This is a genomic window from Kangiella profundi, from assembly GCF_002838765.1.
GTDB lineage: Bacteria > Pseudomonadota > Gammaproteobacteria > Enterobacterales > Kangiellaceae > Kangiella > Kangiella profundi.
Genome location: NZ_CP025120.1, coordinates 2330234 through 2345428, shown reverse-complemented (window position 1 = coordinate 2345428; position 15195 = coordinate 2330234). Strand labels below are relative to the sequence as shown.

19 protein-coding genes are annotated in these 15195 nt (G+C 45.2%); 13 read left to right on the top strand and 6 right to left on the bottom strand.

Annotated elements, in window-relative coordinates:
* Window positions 1-133: 133 nt before the first annotated feature.
* Window positions 134-262, top strand: a complete 129-nt coding sequence (locus CW740_RS12630; RefSeq protein WP_264755032.1) for a hypothetical protein — start codon at window positions 134-136, stop codon at window positions 260-262.
* On the opposite strand, the gene CW740_RS10950 is transcribed toward CW740_RS12630, so the two are convergent.
* Window positions 224-1306, bottom strand: a complete 1083-nt coding sequence (locus tag CW740_RS10950; protein ID WP_106647534.1) for a glycosyltransferase family 9 protein — start codon at window positions 1304-1306, stop codon at window positions 224-226. The genes CW740_RS12630 and CW740_RS10950 overlap by 39 nt on opposite strands.
* Before the next feature lie 84 nt (window positions 1307-1390).
* On the opposite strand from CW740_RS10950, the gene CW740_RS10945 reads away from it, so the two are divergent.
* A complete protein-coding gene (locus CW740_RS10945; protein ID WP_106647533.1) occupies window positions 1391-2101 on the top strand; it encodes a 3-deoxy-D-manno-octulosonic acid kinase in 711 nt (236 codons plus the stop codon).
* 15 nt (window positions 2102-2116) lie between these two features.
* Here CW740_RS10945 and CW740_RS10940 read toward each other — a convergent pair whose 3' ends face one another.
* A complete protein-coding gene (locus tag CW740_RS10940) occupies window positions 2117-3169 on the bottom strand; it encodes a DUF3667 domain-containing protein (protein ID WP_227523857.1) in 1053 nt (350 codons plus the stop codon).
* Entirely contained in the window at window positions 3126-3410 is a 285-nt protein-coding gene (locus CW740_RS10935) for a twin transmembrane helix small protein (protein WP_106647531.1), read from the bottom strand. The genes CW740_RS10940 and CW740_RS10935 overlap by 44 nt, the downstream gene beginning before the upstream one ends.
* Window positions 3411-3541: 131 nt before the next feature.
* Here CW740_RS10935 and CW740_RS10930 point away from each other — a divergent pair, with 131 nt between their 5' ends.
* The 7 genes from CW740_RS10930 (at window position 3542) to CW740_RS10900 (ending at window position 10363) form a co-directional block, all read left to right on the top strand.
* Window positions 3542-4327, top strand: a complete 786-nt coding sequence (locus tag CW740_RS10930) for an SURF1 family protein (RefSeq protein WP_227523856.1) — start codon at window positions 3542-3544, stop codon at window positions 4325-4327.
* Complete coding sequence (locus CW740_RS10925; protein WP_106647530.1) at window positions 4308-4919, top strand: hypothetical protein; 612 nt, start codon at window positions 4308-4310, stop codon at window positions 4917-4919. Before CW740_RS10930 ends, CW740_RS10925 begins: the two co-directional genes overlap by 20 nt.
* A gap of 13 nt (window positions 4920-4932) precedes the next feature.
* Window positions 4933-6042, top strand: coding sequence for a COX15/CtaA family protein (locus tag CW740_RS10920; RefSeq protein WP_106647529.1), 1110 nt, complete (start codon window positions 4933-4935; stop codon window positions 6040-6042).
* A complete protein-coding gene (gene cyoE / locus CW740_RS10915) occupies window positions 6035-6982 on the top strand; it encodes a heme o synthase (protein ID WP_106647528.1) in 948 nt (315 codons plus the stop codon). Before CW740_RS10920 ends, cyoE begins: the two co-directional genes overlap by 8 nt.
* 18 nt (window positions 6983-7000) lie before the next feature.
* Entirely contained in the window at window positions 7001-7651 is a 651-nt protein-coding gene (locus CW740_RS10910) for an SCO family protein (RefSeq protein ID WP_106647527.1), read from the top strand.
* Between the two features lie 286 nt (window positions 7652-7937).
* Window positions 7938-9314, top strand: a complete 1377-nt coding sequence (locus tag CW740_RS10905; RefSeq protein WP_106647526.1) for an MATE family efflux transporter — start codon at window positions 7938-7940, stop codon at window positions 9312-9314.
* Window positions 9315-9337: 23 nt separating this feature from the next.
* A complete protein-coding gene (locus CW740_RS10900) occupies window positions 9338-10363 on the top strand; it encodes a glycosyltransferase family 9 protein (protein WP_106647525.1) in 1026 nt (341 codons plus the stop codon).
* 5 nt (window positions 10364-10368) lie between these two features.
* On the opposite strand, the gene CW740_RS10895 is transcribed toward CW740_RS10900, so the two are convergent.
* Window positions 10369-11859, bottom strand: coding sequence for a lysophospholipid acyltransferase family protein (locus tag CW740_RS10895; RefSeq protein ID WP_227523855.1), 1491 nt, complete (start codon window positions 11857-11859; stop codon window positions 10369-10371).
* A 124-nt stretch (window positions 11860-11983) separates the two neighbouring features.
* Between CW740_RS10895 and CW740_RS10890 the strand changes: the two genes are divergently transcribed.
* The 4 genes from CW740_RS10890 (at window position 11984) to CW740_RS10875 (ending at window position 14258) form a co-directional block, all read left to right on the top strand.
* Window positions 11984-12364, top strand: a complete 381-nt coding sequence (locus CW740_RS10890; protein ID WP_106647523.1) for a DUF423 domain-containing protein — start codon at window positions 11984-11986, stop codon at window positions 12362-12364.
* Between the two features lie 29 nt (window positions 12365-12393).
* Window positions 12394-12900, top strand: coding sequence for a TIGR02444 family protein (locus CW740_RS10885; protein WP_106647522.1), 507 nt, complete (start codon window positions 12394-12396; stop codon window positions 12898-12900).
* Window positions 12901-12967: 67 nt separating this feature from the next.
* Window positions 12968-13915: an FKBP-type peptidyl-prolyl cis-trans isomerase gene (gene fkpA, locus CW740_RS10880; protein ID WP_106647521.1), complete on the top strand. Its 948-nt coding sequence runs from the start codon at window positions 12968-12970 to the stop codon at window positions 13913-13915.
* A gap of 16 nt (window positions 13916-13931) precedes the next feature.
* Window positions 13932-14258: a DUF962 domain-containing protein gene (locus CW740_RS10875; protein WP_106647520.1), complete on the top strand. Its 327-nt coding sequence runs from the start codon at window positions 13932-13934 to the stop codon at window positions 14256-14258.
* A 67-nt stretch (window positions 14259-14325) separates the two neighbouring features.
* On the opposite strand, the gene CW740_RS10870 is transcribed toward CW740_RS10875, so the two are convergent.
* Together CW740_RS10870 and CW740_RS10865 are read right to left on the bottom strand one after the other, a co-directional pair.
* Window positions 14326-14622: an antibiotic biosynthesis monooxygenase family protein gene (locus CW740_RS10870; RefSeq protein WP_106647519.1), complete on the bottom strand. Its 297-nt coding sequence runs from the start codon at window positions 14620-14622 to the stop codon at window positions 14326-14328.
* Window positions 14623-14646: 24 nt separating this feature from the next.
* A complete protein-coding gene (locus tag CW740_RS10865) occupies window positions 14647-15159 on the bottom strand; it encodes a disulfide bond formation protein B (protein WP_106647518.1) in 513 nt (170 codons plus the stop codon).
* Window positions 15160-15195: the final 36 nt, after the last annotated feature.

The following is a 15195-nucleotide window of genomic DNA, read 5'->3' as shown; positions in this document are numbered from 1 at the left end:
AACAATACTGTGCGACTTGATCTAAGTCATTGCTTTTGAAGGATGTAAAAGCTTCAGCATCCGAACAGGACATTCAAGCTGGTTTGTCAAATACTATAAGCTCATTGGATAACAGCGAGAGCAAGGAGAATCCATGAAACCTAGAGCAGTTAAGCCGAAACATGAGCACGAGTATGATGCAGAAGATGTCTTTTTAAATGTTTGTCAGGGTGCGGTAGCAGCCTTATTGGTTACCATTCTGGTTTACAACATTTTTGTTTAGAACATTCTCTATCACTTGATCAATTAATCGGGTCACCTGTTCAACAGATATCTGTTGCATCAGGTTGTCCCCTTTTAAGCGATAGCCCCAGGGAAGGTCTTCCACATTACAATTAAGTTGCTCAGTCGCATTCTGAGTATAGGCATCGGCAACATAATCCAAATACAGATAGGGGCCTGTTCGTCTGGGATTACTATGAGCGTATAAACCAATGACGGGTGTGCCTTGAGTGACTGCCATATGAGCAGGCCCTGAATCTGGAGCAATAACACATTGAGCAGCTTTAAGCGTTGCCAGCAGTTGTTTTAAGTTGGTTTGTCCAATCAGGTTAATAATCGGATTTTTGCTGTGACTTAAAATGCTATCACCCAGCTCACGCTCCATAGAGCTCGGCCCACCAGTCATGACCACTTCAAAACCTTTACTATGGCAATAATCTGCTACTTTTGCGTAGCGCGCAGCCAGCCAGTTTCTTTCAGCCTTACTCGCTCCAGGCGAAATAACGATAAATGGTTTCTGTGGTAATTGATTCTCTGCCCATAACTCAATTTCCCTGGGAAGCGGTATGTTCCATAACGGTTTGCTATCCGGTACTTCTATGGCGCGAGCAAAATCACGAAAACCTTCCAAAACGTGCATGCCTTTGCTGTCGGTTATATGTTCATTAACAAACAATGAGTGCAGTTCTTTGCTGCGCTTTTTTTCAAAGCCCAGTTTGATTTTTGCAGGAATAAAGTAGGCCGCCAGATTGGCGCGGAAGGCTAGTTGCATGTGGAGGAGAATGTCGTATTGACGATCTTTCATGGCCTTGCGCAATTCAGCGTAAGCTTTAACGCCTTTGCTTTTATCAAAGACGATAAACTCAACGCCGGGTAAGTTTTTTAGCAGCTGGGCTTCTACCTTTCCAATGACCCAGGTGATTAGAGCTTCAGGATATTGGCGCTGAATTGCCTGTACGGTGGATACTGCATGACAGACATCGCCAATGGCAGAAAGACGCAAAATGCAGATAGCCTGCGGCGATTGAGGAAAGTCTTTTAACACAGTATGGCCTTGAAAATTAGGGACTTGCGACGATTTTAATGTATAGTAGGCGATAAACCAACCATCAGTCCCGCTTACGTTTCTGTGAAAATTGAACAAGTTGACAGAAATCGGTTCCTGGTGACAACGAAGCGCTATCGCGGAAAAGTTACTAGTGACTGGTTTGATGCAAAACTATTAGCAGAGCAGGGAGCTATCATCGGACATTCAACCGGACGAAATACAACCTGGTTTTTTCAGAAGCGGGACGAACAGTTCGTGCTTAGAAAATACTACCGGGGCGGTATTTTATCTAAGTGGGTTGAAGATTCTTATCTATTTACTGGTCTAAAACGGACACGAGCTTATCGTGAACTTTCACTATTAAGAAAAATGCAGAAGATAGGTTTGCCAGTACCCGAGCCAGTGGCTTTGATGGTAGAAAAAAATGGTTTTACCTACCGCGCCTCGATCATCATCGGGCTGATCAAAAACACCCAGGACCTTTTTCATGTTTTGAGACAGCGTTCACTATCTGCTGATGAGTGGCAGGCGGTTGGTGCCCTTATCAGACAATTTCATGAACAGGGCGTCTACCATTCCGATTTAAACATCCACAATATTCTACTGGATGATCAAGGCCAGTTCTGGTTGATTGATTTTGACAAAGGCCGTCTGCTTGCCAATACCAGCGCCAGGCTGGAAACTAATCTGGCGCGACTGCAGCGCTCACTTGGCAAGGAGCAAGATAAACATTCTGAGTTCAACTGGCAGGAGAGCGATTGGCACTATTTGGTAGAAGGCTACAATGGCTGATGTCGGCTTAAATGATTAAGCCGACATTAAACCAATCAATAACGCTATCAGCATCATAAAACTGAATATCACCATATACAGCAGCCCATAAAGCATGAAACGCCAAATGGTTGCCCAGTAACCCGTCTGATAAAAGTTTTTCTGAGTGTAGAACAGATAAACGATTAAGCCGATAAACACAAACCAGCCCAAATGCAGTACCTGCAACTGGGGAACGATCGTGACCAGCTGATACCAGCCAAGATAAAGCAGAATTATGGCGAACATGAAGCTGTGACTGTGAATCAGTAACACCAGATGCTCCACATAAAGGCGCTTTTTAAACACATAAAAAAGGCTTAGCAACAAGGCGAATAACGGCAACGCAAATAAGACCGTCTGAGGAATCACCTCAATCATATTTTGGACAATAGAAAGTCCTAATGCACTGCGAGCGGCTTTCTGCTTTTCTTCAGGCAGATAGGATATGTCGTGGTAGGTATCGCACAGTTTATCAATTCGCTCTTCTAACGCTTGATCAAGCCACTGTGGCCACAGATGGAAAATATCTTTTGCATCGGATTTGCAGTGAAGAGCCAAAACAACCGGATCGGTTTCCTCTGTGTCAGCTTGAGCTTGGGCATTGTCGATTGCCTTCAATACTTCGGGGCTGAGAGCAGAGTTATCACCCAGTTGTTCCTGTGCATCGGTTAAGGCTTCCTGAACTTCGGCTCTTTCCTGCTCGCTCAGGTTATTGGTGCCAATCTGAACATTACTGACATTGAAGCCGCCAGCTTTGGTCATTAACAGGAAAATGATCGACAGGATCAGGTAAAGCTTGATTGGGGTAACGTAATGGTTCTTGTGGTGCGAGTTGGTGAAGTAATCCCGCGAGAGAGCACCGGGTTTAGCCAGCATGCGCGCAGTTTTAAAAACTTTGGAGTCAAAATTGAGCCAGTCTTCGACAAACTCGACCAAAAGCTCTTTGATGGTTCGCTGTGGGCGAAAGGTCTTTTGCCCACATTGATTACAAAATTTTTCAGGTTTACCAGTTTTTGGGGTATCTGGCATCGTGTTGGGCTGATTCACTGCTACTTCCTTGAGTTGAGGTTTCTACCGGCAGAACACTATCTCTAAATTCTAAAACTCCAAAGTAATGTAGCAAAATTACGATGATAAACAACAAGATAGATAGACCAATTCGCCAGCTAAGCGCCTTGACCAGTTTTTTACTGGACTCTTCGTCGCCTTTGCCCAGAAAAAACAGACCTCTAAAAAGGCTGAATAATATGGCCAGCATCAATATAATAAGTACAATTTTAATCCACATAATGTCATTCTTTTGCTTTTAACCAATCGAAAAGACCGGCTTTCTTGAGTGAAAGTTTGAGTAACAACTCGTGTCGCATTATACGCTGATTGGCGCTAAAAACAGAAGCAGTAGAATGTTAAGGGCTTGTTTTGTCTAAACCTTTATTCAAAATCTCAATAGGCTCCCGCAGCTTTGCACCGACCCTGATTCCCGCCATTGCCTTTTTATTGTTGTTGCCGGTCTTGTTGAGACTGGGCATTTGGCAGCTGGACCGTGCTGAAGAAAAACGCCAATTGATTGCTAATCTGCAGGCGAAATCCAATCAGCCCAGTATAGCGCTGGAACAGGCATTGCAGCTGGAACAGCCGGATCAGACCAAGGTTGAAGTGGCTGGGCAAGCGGTGCCTAACCTGCATCTGGTGGTGGATAATCAGAAGCGCGATGGGCGCCTGGGCTATGAAGTGTTCGCCCTGTGGCAGACTGATTCAGATAAGTCGTCACAACAACCAAATTATATTCTGGTAAGTAGAGGTTGGTTACCTCGACAAGATTTTTACGAGAAGGTCCCTAAAATTCCCCCTTTCGAGGATCAGAGCCTTGAAGGTCAACTCTATTTCTCTAAAGGTTCCAATCAGGTTGTGGCGCAAAATGCGCAATGGCAAAAGTTCGATGATGCCTGGCTGATCGGCCAATTTGATCTGGAAACTATTGCAGAAAAAGCAGGCGAAATAGGGTATCATACCGCTCCTTTTGTGGTCAGGCAGCAGGCAGACCCTAACTCGCCCTTTGTCAGGCAGTGGGAGTTGGTGGCAAGCCCTCCGGAGAAGCATATTGCTTATGCCATTCAATGGTTTGGTATGGCTTTGGTTCTGATCATTTTATTCATAGTGTTAAATCTTAAGCGAGAGAGACAAGATGAGTCAGCAAACGGTTGACCCGAAAGTACGCAGCCAGAACCGCAAAGTGGTTTCGGCGTTAGTTCTGGTTTTTGCCGCGCCAGTAATTCTGGCCTATGTGGCGATGCATATGGGCTGGTTCCAGGTAGCCACTAAAAATAACGGTACTCTGCTGGAATCCCCTTACCCGCATTTTGAGCAGTTTCAGTGGTATGGCGTGGATGATGAGCCTTTACACTTTAAAGACTTTGAAACTCAATGGTGGTGGGTTTACTTCCCAGAACAGAATACCTGCGATGAAGCCTGTGAGCTGAATATTCACTGGTTAACCCAGACCCACGCCACATTAGGCAAAGAGTCTGAAAAGCTGACTCGCCTGATTGTTTTCCCGGATGACATTATTTACGAAGATAAGGTGCAGGACAGTGAGCAACTGCAACTGGCACGTGGTAATGGTCAGCCAACAGTGGGCGAAGGCGCTCAGCTGGAAAGCGGCAAGATTTATTTGATGGATGTACACGGCAATATTTTTATGCGTTACGAGCCGGTAACTGATGAGCAGGAAGCGATAATGCGCAGTAAAGGTCTGCGTGATGATGTGCGACGTGCCATTAAGGCCACAGGTTTGTAAGTAGGTACTTTCAATGCAAAAGAAAACATTACGTAAGTTCGCTATTTTCGCCAGCATTCTGGCGCTGTGTGTGATTTTATTGGGAGCCTGGACTCGTCTAAGCGATGCTGGTCTAGGCTGTCCTGACTGGCCGGGTTGCTATGGTCACTTCACCGTTCCTCAGGATGCTGATTACATCAAGCAGGCTGAGGTGGAATACAATCAGGTTTTCGAGGCTGATAAAGCCTGGCCTGAAATGATTCATCGTCACTTTGCCAAGGCAATTGGTCTTGTCATCATTATTTTATTTGTTGGCGCCTGGAGAGGTCGTCGCAAAGACCCTAGCATTCCGGTTTTACTCCCTTCAATTCTTTTACCATTGGTTATTTTCCAGGGATTGCTAGGAATGTGGACAGTGACGCTAAAGGTGCATCCGTTTGTCGTCATGCTCCATCTACTCGGTGGTTTCTCAATTTTATCCTTGCTGTTTTTATATATCTTACAGCTTAGACCGAAAATTGTTTCTTTATCGCAGGTTGTTGCTAAAAAGTTCAAGAAGCTGGCGATGGTAAGTTTTGTGTTGGTGATTCTGCAGATTGCCCTGGGTGGCTGGACCGCGGCCAACTATGCGGCCACTGCCTGCACGGAATTACCATTCTGTAATGATGGCTGGACGCAGAATGTCGATTTCAAAGGTGGTTATGACCTATGGCAGAAAGGCTTTGAGTTTGATGAATTCAAGGCACTTGAGCAGGAAAAGTTTGAAGCTGATCTAGCTAAAGCGCAGGGCGAACCCTTTATCAATTATGAAGGTGGCGTGTTGAGCCACGAGCAGAAAGTGGCGATTCATGTCAGCCACAGAATTGGTGCTTATATTGTCTTTTTAGTGGTCGGTTTGTTGGCATTCTTGATGATACGTGAGAAAGACAGCGTCCTGATCCGTCACTTCGGTCGAGCGTTGGCATTGGTGCTGATTGGACAAATGCTATTAGGCTTCAGCAATATCATTTTTGCTCTGCCGCTATATGTTGCAGTGGCACATAATGGTGGCGGTGTCATTTTATTATTGACGCTGATTGCCGTGAACTTTTTGGTTAACTGGCAATTTAGACAAGCCAAGCAAGTGGGAGGAAAACATGGCTAATTCGAATCAGCAAACCCCAACAACTGAGGGTGAGCCGAAAAGCCAAGGTCGCCCAATCACCTGGCGTGATTATTACGAGCTAACTAAGCCAAAGGTCGTCTACTTATTAGTATTTACCGCTGTGGTCGGCATGTTTTTAGCTAACGATGTCACCCAAAGCTGGTTCCCGCCAATAAGCGCATTAATTTTCGGTACCTTGGGGATCGCTTTTGCGTCCGGTGCTGCAGCAGTGGTCAATCATGTGGTGGATGCGCGCATTGATACTATGATGGCGCGCACCATGCAACGTCCGGTTGCTCAGGGTCGCGTAAAGCCACGTAATGCGGTTATTTTCTCGACTATCTTAGCGGCGGTTGCCATGGCCATGCTGTGGTTCTTGGTTAATCCATTAACGGCCGTGTTAACTCTTGGCGGATTGGTTGGCTATGCTTTCGTTTACACCATGTTTTTAAAGCGTGCCACACCGCAGAACATTGTGATTGGTGGTTTATCAGGGGCGATTCCACCACTACTTGGCTGGACTTCGGTTACTGGTTCCGCTGACCCTTATGCCTGGCTGCTGGTGTTGATTATTTTTACCTGGACGCCACCACATTTCTGGGCGCTTTCGATCCATCGAATTGAAGATTATGCCAAAGCAGAAATCCCAATGCTGCCAGTGACTCACGGCGAAGATTTCACCAAAACCTCCATCGTGCTTTATACCATTTTGCTGATTTTATCGACCTTGCTTCCTTACCTGACTGGCATGAGCGGTATTATCTATTTGATTGGCGCGGTAGGACTTGGACTGTGGTTCCTGTATTACACAGTGATTTTGAAATACCGAGAGCGTGAAGGGATTGCGATGAAAACTTTTGGGGTGTCGATTGGTTATCTGACTTTCTTGTTTGCATTCCTGTTAATCGATCATTACGTCGATCCTTTTATCAAATTTTAATGAATACTAGAGGCTGATATGCAGAAGAACACAGCATTTGCCAGATTGATTTTTATTTTGGTTGCGATTTTGTCATTAGTGGCTGGCGTAATGTCTTACCAATTTCTATTCGCACCAAAAGAAATGCAACTGATTAGAACTTTTGGCGAACCTCGAGCGATTGCTCCTTTTGAAGGAAAAACTCACACTGGCGAAACCTTCAATCAGGAAAGCTTCATCGGTAATTGGAGCATCGTATTCTTTGGTTTTACGACCTGCCCGGATGTGTGCCCAACGGCTATGAGCAACATCAATCAGGTCATGCAGCAATTGCCAGAGAATATCGCCAAGTCAACGCAAGTGGTTATGGTGTCAGTTGATCCTGAGCGAGATACGCTGGAGCGATTGAATAAGTATGTACCAGCGTTTAACAAAGATTTTATCGGCATCAATGCAGGGCTCGAAGAAACACGTAAATTGACTGAATCGATTGGCGTGACCTTCTATAAAATTCCTGGCCATGATGATCCGGATAACTATCTGGTCGAACACACTGCTCGTTGGTTTATCATCGACCCATTAGGTCGTCGTTATGCACTGCTTACTCCAGATGAAGTGTTACCTGGCGAAGATTTAGTTGGAACTGTGGCGAGGGATTATGAGATCCTGAGGGAACAGTCGGAATTTTAATTCGTACTTATTTTTTTCAGTGATTACTTACTTTAAGTTTGTAGTATTTTTTTATGCCCTTTTCTTTGCTCGTCCAAAGAAAAGGGCGAAAAGAAAAGACGCCCCAATCGTTAGGTCCTTCGGACTTCCCTCCCTCATTAAAAATATTAACGCGCCGCCAAACGAAACATCCATGTTTCGAATTGGCTAAATTGGCCTTTCCCTGCCCAATTTACGCTATATTTTTTCTTCTGTCGGCTAACTCCAGGGGGAAATTAAGAGCACTACCTGCAATGAATTGTGAATTATGAAACTCTGGACTATTGCTACACTAAAAACTGATTTACAGAGAACTGATCAACATTCGGCGATTTGGCGTATTGCTTTACCGATGTTGCTGTCGAATATGACGGTGCCGCTGGTGGGGTTGGTGGATTCGGCGGTGATGGGGCATTTGCCGGAGCCGTATTATCTGGCGGCTGTTGGGTTGGGTGCCGCTTTGTTTACCTTTATTGTCTGGACCATGGGTTTCCTGAGGATGATTACCACGGGTCTGGTGGCGCAGGCTTATGGTGCGGAAGATCATGTTGCTATCCGGCAGTGGCTGTGTCTATCGTCTTTGCTGGGGTTGTCGGTTGCCTTTTTGACTTTGTTGTTAAACCCCTGGCTGATTGATCTGATTCTGTGGTGGATTGAGGGATCGCCTGAAGTAGAGTCAAGTGTTCTGGCCTATTGGAATACTCGGATCTGGGGGCTGCCTTTCAGTTTACTCAACGCGGTAATGATTGGCTGGTTTCTGGGTATGCAGACGGCGCGTATTCCGTTCTGGATGCTGTTGATTATTAATATTCTGAATGTGGTTCTGGATCTCTATTTTGTGCTGGGTCTGGGCATGACGGTTGAGGGAGTGGCTTTAGCCAGCGTGATTGCCGAGGCTGTTGGTTTTGCCTTTGGTGCTTATCATGTAGTGCGCCTTCTGTCTCAATATCCTATCGCTGAAAAATTCAAACTGGCCTGGCATAAACTCAAACGATTGCTCAGCTTAAATGGCGATTTATTAATTCGTACTCTGGCGCTGGAGTTGGTGTTCTTTACCATTCATGCTCGTGGCGCTGAGTTAGGAGATGAAGTGATGGCTATCAATGCCATTTTACTGAACTTTCTGCTATTAATTGCTAATGGTCTTGACGGTTTTGCCAATGCCGTAGAGGCGCTGGTTGGTAAAGCCATTGGTCGCAATAGTTGGCGAGATTTTCGTTCGAGCATCAATGTGGGTGGTTTGTGGTCTTTAATTGTCAGTGTCATTTTTGCCTTGGTTTTCTGGCTCTTTATTGAACAGTTCATTGGCTTAATTACTACCATTGATAGTGTTATTGCAGCTTCAGAGCCTTACCATCTCTATATCATCTTTATGGCGCTGGTTTCGGTCTGGAGCTTTTGGCTGGATGGGGTTTTTATTGGAGCATCGCAAATTGGCGCCATGCGTAATTCGATGTTAATTGCCGTTCTGGTGGGCTTTGTACCGCTGAACTTTGTGACAAAAAGCCTGGGTAATCATGGCTTGTGGTTGGCTTTCTATGCCTTTATGCTACTGCGAGCACTCAGTTCAGTGCTGTTTTTGAAGCTGGGTATAAAAGCAGGCGCCTACATCGCTTTGGATAAGGTTCCATTGACGAAAGAATAACAACTCAAACAGGTGGAGCATCCATGAAAGTTGCTTTGGTAAGACTTTCCGCAATTGGTGATTGCACACTGGTTTTACCGGTGGTGCGTGCCCTTTTGCGACAGAGGCCAGAACTGGAACTTTATTGGATTATCGGTAAAGCTGCCTATAGCCTATTAAAAGATTCCGCTCACCCTCGCCTGCACTATATTCCAATCGATAAGCCGAAGAACTTTTCAGACTATCGAAAGCTAAAAAAACAACTGGCAGAGCATAGCTTTGATGCAGTACTGGCTATGCAGGCCAGTGCGCGCGCTAACCTGATGTATCCACTCATTCGCAGTCCTCGTAAAATTGGTTTTGATAAAACTCGTGCGCGTGATTGGCAATGGCTATTCACCAATGAGCGAATTGATTTTAGTGACGAACATCTGCATGACAGCTTCAAGCGTTTTGCCGAACTGTTGATTCAAAATAAGCTCGAGGTTAGTGCCGATGATTGGTTGATTACTCTTTCGCATGATAACGCCAGCGCTATTGCCAATATGTCATTGCCAGAGAACTATGTAGTGATTAATCCGGCGGCAAGCAAGTTGGAGCGCTGTTGGTCTACTGCTAACACGGTTCAGCTAATTAAACAGATTAAGGAGCGTTATCAGTTACCAGTAGTATTAACCGGTGGGCCGGATAAGCTGGATCATGAGCTGGCACAGCAGATCGAAAGTCAGGTAGAAGTTATCAACTGCGTGGGTAAGACAAACTTACAACAGCTGGCTGTCATATTACACAAAGCAAAAGTCTGTATCGCACCTGATACCGGACCGGCGCACATTGCTAATGGGGTAGGCACTCCGGTGATAGGGCTATATGCCGTTGCTCCCAGTAAGCTATCGGGGCCGTATCTCAATCAAAAATATACCATTGATAAATTTGAGCAGGCAGTACAGCAACTTCTGGGAAAGCAACTTCATGAAATCGGCTGGCGTATGCGAGTACACAACCGCCAGGCCATGGATTTGATTAGTGTTGATGAGGTGATGGCAAAGTTAAGCCTTATATTGAAAGCTTAATAAAGCTATGGCTTCATCTGGTACTGCTCAATGAAGAGCTCTCTGCATCTTTGACTGTCTTTCAGTAAGGCAATGCTTTCCATCATTTGTTGGCGGTCTTTTTCGCGCAGAGATTCTTTAACCTCACGGTCAAAAAATTCACAGTTGGTCGGGTTCAGTAAAATAAAAGAACCGTTCGGTAATATCTGAATATTGGTCTGTCGAATATCCTTTAGATATACACCCTCGCTGTGGAGATGGTTAAGCCAGCTACCCATTAGAATAGCCGTTGGCTCGTGTCGGTCTGCAGGAATGTGACTTAAACTGACCCCCGGTACTTCAAGGTAACGCAACATATAGGCATTGCGCTCTTCGCACAGGGTAAACTCCTGCGGAGTAATGGTATAAAAGCCGCGGAAGGTAAACAGCGAGCATTTCTCCAGCATCCGTTTCAATTCCTGGCGAGTAATATCAATTGCCAGGCTGGTGCGACGCGGGAAGATATTCAGCAGCTGTCCGTCAAAGGTACGCACCAGTTTTGGTAAGCCGTCCTGTCTAGTCAGTGTTTTGCCCGAACTGATGGCGCCATCATGTTGTTCGCTACTAATGGTTTTCAGTTTGGGTGGTTTCTGTTTATAAATGGTGCGCTGGCCTTCTGGCAATGTTTTGAAGCGGCGATGAACCCAGTAATACTGTTCTGGCGCCTGCATAATACAGGCCTCAAGAATCTTATTGGCCATGGCGCAATCAATATCATCCTGTCCTGTAAACTCAACTTCGGGCAGAACTTCGACAATCATTTTGCCTTTCTTATCCTTGTGGTAACTGACCGGTAGTACGATTGCGTTACCCAATTTGGTAATGCGCATTGGAGAGTTCAGGGTCGCCATTGGGTTACCGAAAAATGGTGCAAACACGGTCGCTTTGCGTCCCATATCCTGATCCGGCATGAACCATAAATTCTTACCAGATTTGAGCCACTTGCCAATCGAGCGAATATCGTTTCGCCCCATGGTTTGAGTACGATTATTACGTCCTTTCTGAATATGGTAGTCCAGAGCCGGATTTTTATTCGGGCGATAAAAGGCTGCAAACTCCAGGTAACGAGACATAATGGCACCTGACAGTTCGAGACTGGTGTTGTGATAACCTAGAAACAATATTCCACGGCCAGTAGCCTGAGCTTTTTCGTAGTGCTCGAGTCCGCGAATCTCATGGTATTTTTCAAGCTTTTTGAAAGGCTTGTACCAGGCCAGAGCTAACTCAGCGAAGCCTTCACCTAATGCCAGAAAGTGTTGTTTGCACATGGCCTGCCGCTCTGAATAGCTGACATCAGAAAAGCAGTAACGGAGGTTGGCTTCTACAATAATGCGACGGCTTTTTACCCGGTAAAGCAGACGACCCAGCTGACGTCCGCAGGCTATGACAAACGGGTAGGGTAGCTTTGCAAACAGTTTGAGCAGACCAAAGGCAAGGCCAATAAAGAAGGCGGATATTTTGCTGGTTTTTTTAGCCAAGGGATTCAAATCATTAAAAAATTTCAGCCATTTTACCCGTAAAGCGGTGGATTATAAAACCGCAGATTTTGTAAACCGCTTTTCTCGTGTAATACTAAGGCCCATTTAACATTGGCGAGCACTAATGAAAAAGCACTTTATTTTACATGGCGCCATGTTCATGGCACTTGGAGTGGCTCTCGGAGCCGTTGGCTCTCATGCGATACAGTTGAGCAGTGATATGCAAAGACTGTTTGAACTGGGTGTTCAATATCAGATATATCATGCACTTGGCTTGTTGGCCGTAGGCTTGATATCAGGCTATCTCGCTAACACTAAAGGAGAGCTTGCCGGCTGGTTGATGTTTGCCGGTATTGTGGGATTCAGTGGTGGGCTGTATTTTTACGCATTGACGGGCAATGAGTTGATCCGTAAAGTGATCCCACTTGGCGGAAGCCTACTAATTATAAGCTGGCTGGTCTTTTTCTGGGCCGTTCTAACCAGCAAGGTTAAGCAAGTCGATTAAATACCTGAATCAACTAATGGGGTAAGTTGATGGTCAAGGAACAGTTATTACAACATCATCAGGATAATTTCTGGGATTGGTCCTGCGTCTTTTATGAGGCCGCTCAGGTTAAACCCCTATTGCTTAAACTTCAGGATAGCTATCAACTGAATGTCAATTACGTTCTACTTGCGCTGTGGACCGAGCAGCAAGGTATAGCGATGGATGCTGTTATCTGGAAAAAAGTTATTCGAGAAGGTTTGCAGGCATCTCAAGCTGTTTCTGGATTACGCCACCGGCGCCGGCAGGCTAAGCACTTGGGGCAGAAGGATGAGTATAAAAAGCTCTTATCGCTTGAATTAAAGGGCGAAAAACTGTTGCAGCAACAGGCAGTTAAGAGCTTGCTGCCCTTTTGGCCGATTGTGCCAAATTCTGTTGAACCAATGAGCAATTTACGTTTCTATATCCAAACTCAGGCGCAGTCGCGAATCGAAGCGGAAGAAGCCCTGCAGCAAGCCTCAGAACTAGGAGGCATAGTTCAAAAGTTACAGGTTTAGACCTCGCATTTTGCAGATAACTCCTGCACAATGCCTGTTTTTCAACCACTATTTGGGGAAAATATCAGTGAAACAACTAACTATTAAGAAAACTGCATTAGTTTTAGCGCTTAGCGCTGCATTGGTTGCCTGTGAGCAATCAGGTGATAAAAAAGATAGCACAGAAGGTGCTCAGCAGGCCGTTGAATTTAAAGGTGAGTACGATAAAGCTGCCTATGCAATTGGAGTTAATTTTTCCAAGCAGATGGGGCAGAATTTCGAGTCATTAAAAGAGTACGGCATAGAAATTAATCCACAGATTGTCGCTGAAGGCATCAAAGACGGTTTCGCCGGCAATGCTCAACTTACTGATGAAGAAGTTGATGAGCAAATGGAAGCCTTCCAGAACAATCTAAACACCAAGATGGAAGAGCATCAGGCTAAATTGGAAGCGGAAGCTCAACAAGAAGCAGAAGCTAATTTGGCTGAGGGTGCCGCTTTCCGTGAAGAGTATGCTAAGAAAGAAGGTGTTACAACCACTGAGTCTGGTTTGATGTATCGTGTAATTGAAGCAAGCGGAAGTGAAGAAAGTCCAGTTGCTGAAGATACGGTACGTGTTCATTACCGCGGTACTTTTATCGATGGTAAAGAATTTGATAGCTCTTATGAGCGTAAGCAGCCAATTGACTTCCCGCTACGTGGCGTAATTCCTGGCTGGACAGAAGGCGTTCAGTTGATGAATGTTGGTGACAAATACGAGTTTGTGATTAAGCCAGACCTTGCTTATGGTGAAATGGACCGTGGCACAATTCCAGGTAATTCAACCTTGGTTTTTGAAGTAGAATTGCTTGAGATTAATCCTACTGAACCGGTTCAACCTGACGCAGAGCCAGCTATCGACGAACAACTTGAAGAGCAGGTGGAAGAAGCCGCTGAGGAACTAGAGCAGGCTGCTGAAGCGACTCAGGAAACAGTTGAAGAGGCTGCTCAGGAAGTTGAAGAAGAAGTAAAAGAAGCAACTGGTGACGATCAGTAATTTTCGGTAAAGCAATATGACGGAAAAAAGTATCAAAAGCTTTAAACAGTTTTGGCCTTTTTATCTCGGTGAGCATCGCTTGCCGAGCAACCGTCTATTGCATTACATCGGAACGACAGCGTCATTGGTCTTGCTGATTTACCTTATTATTACGGCGCAATGGTTATGGTTGCCGCTGGTATTGGTGGTTGGCTATGGCCCGGCCTGGATTGGTCACTTCACGATAGAAAAAAACCGGCCCGCAACTTTTACTTACCCGCTTTGGTCATTATTGGCCGACTACAAGATGCTATTTATGGCTATGACGGGACAGTTAAGAAAAGAATGGCCTAAGTACTTCTGAAGATATTTTAGGAGTTTTAATAAAAAAACCAGCTTATCTAAGCTGGTTTTTTTATTTGACGCAATAATTAGCTTTTAATGTTACTACTTTCAAGAACTATTACTTTTTCATCTGACTCCAGCAAAGGGCGCATGGCGTCTAATAAGTCCAATCGTTGCTCTGATTCCGCCCAGACTTCCCAGGTGTCAAATGAATCCCAGCAGGACATGACGATCACATGATTTGGATTGTCTTTAACGTGGAAAATTTCGCCGGTTAAGAAGCCTGCAGAGTTGCTGGCTTTATTTTTAGCTTGGCGGATCAGTGCGTGGTAGTCGTCTAACTTACCTTCGCTGATAACTCGCTCGATAATAACTCGGATCATAAGAGCCTCGGTTGTGCCATTAGATTAAAGTGGTTTCGGTTGCTGGAAAGCTTTGAACAGTCTAAAGCCAAAGACCAGTGCCGCTATGATGAATATGATCAGCATCCAGCCCGGCATCGAGATTCTCCAGAATTTCCAGCTGATTTTGGCGCATTCACCAGCGCCCGTTAATACGGTTTGCAGTACTTCCATAAACGGTAGTACATCCATCATATAATCCAGAGGTGCGCCACAGGCCGGAGCTTCGCCTTCTGGCAAGCTTTGCAGGTAAACGTGTCGACCTGAAATGCCTATTCCGGCTATTGCAGTCAATAAGCCGAGGATTTGATAGATTCGATTACTAATAGAAGAAATGGCAGGGTTATGAATGGCGTTTAGCAATAAGATTATCCCCATTACTGCCACCACAACGCGCTGGAAAATACACAAAGGACAAGGATCAAGCCCATCCACGTATTGGAAATAAAGGGCTGTTACCAGTAACTGATAACAGATGAATGCACCTAAGAAATTCCAACCACGGCTATTTAAATTCATGTTTTTTGCTCTTGTGTCGTTTGTTCACAGGACGCG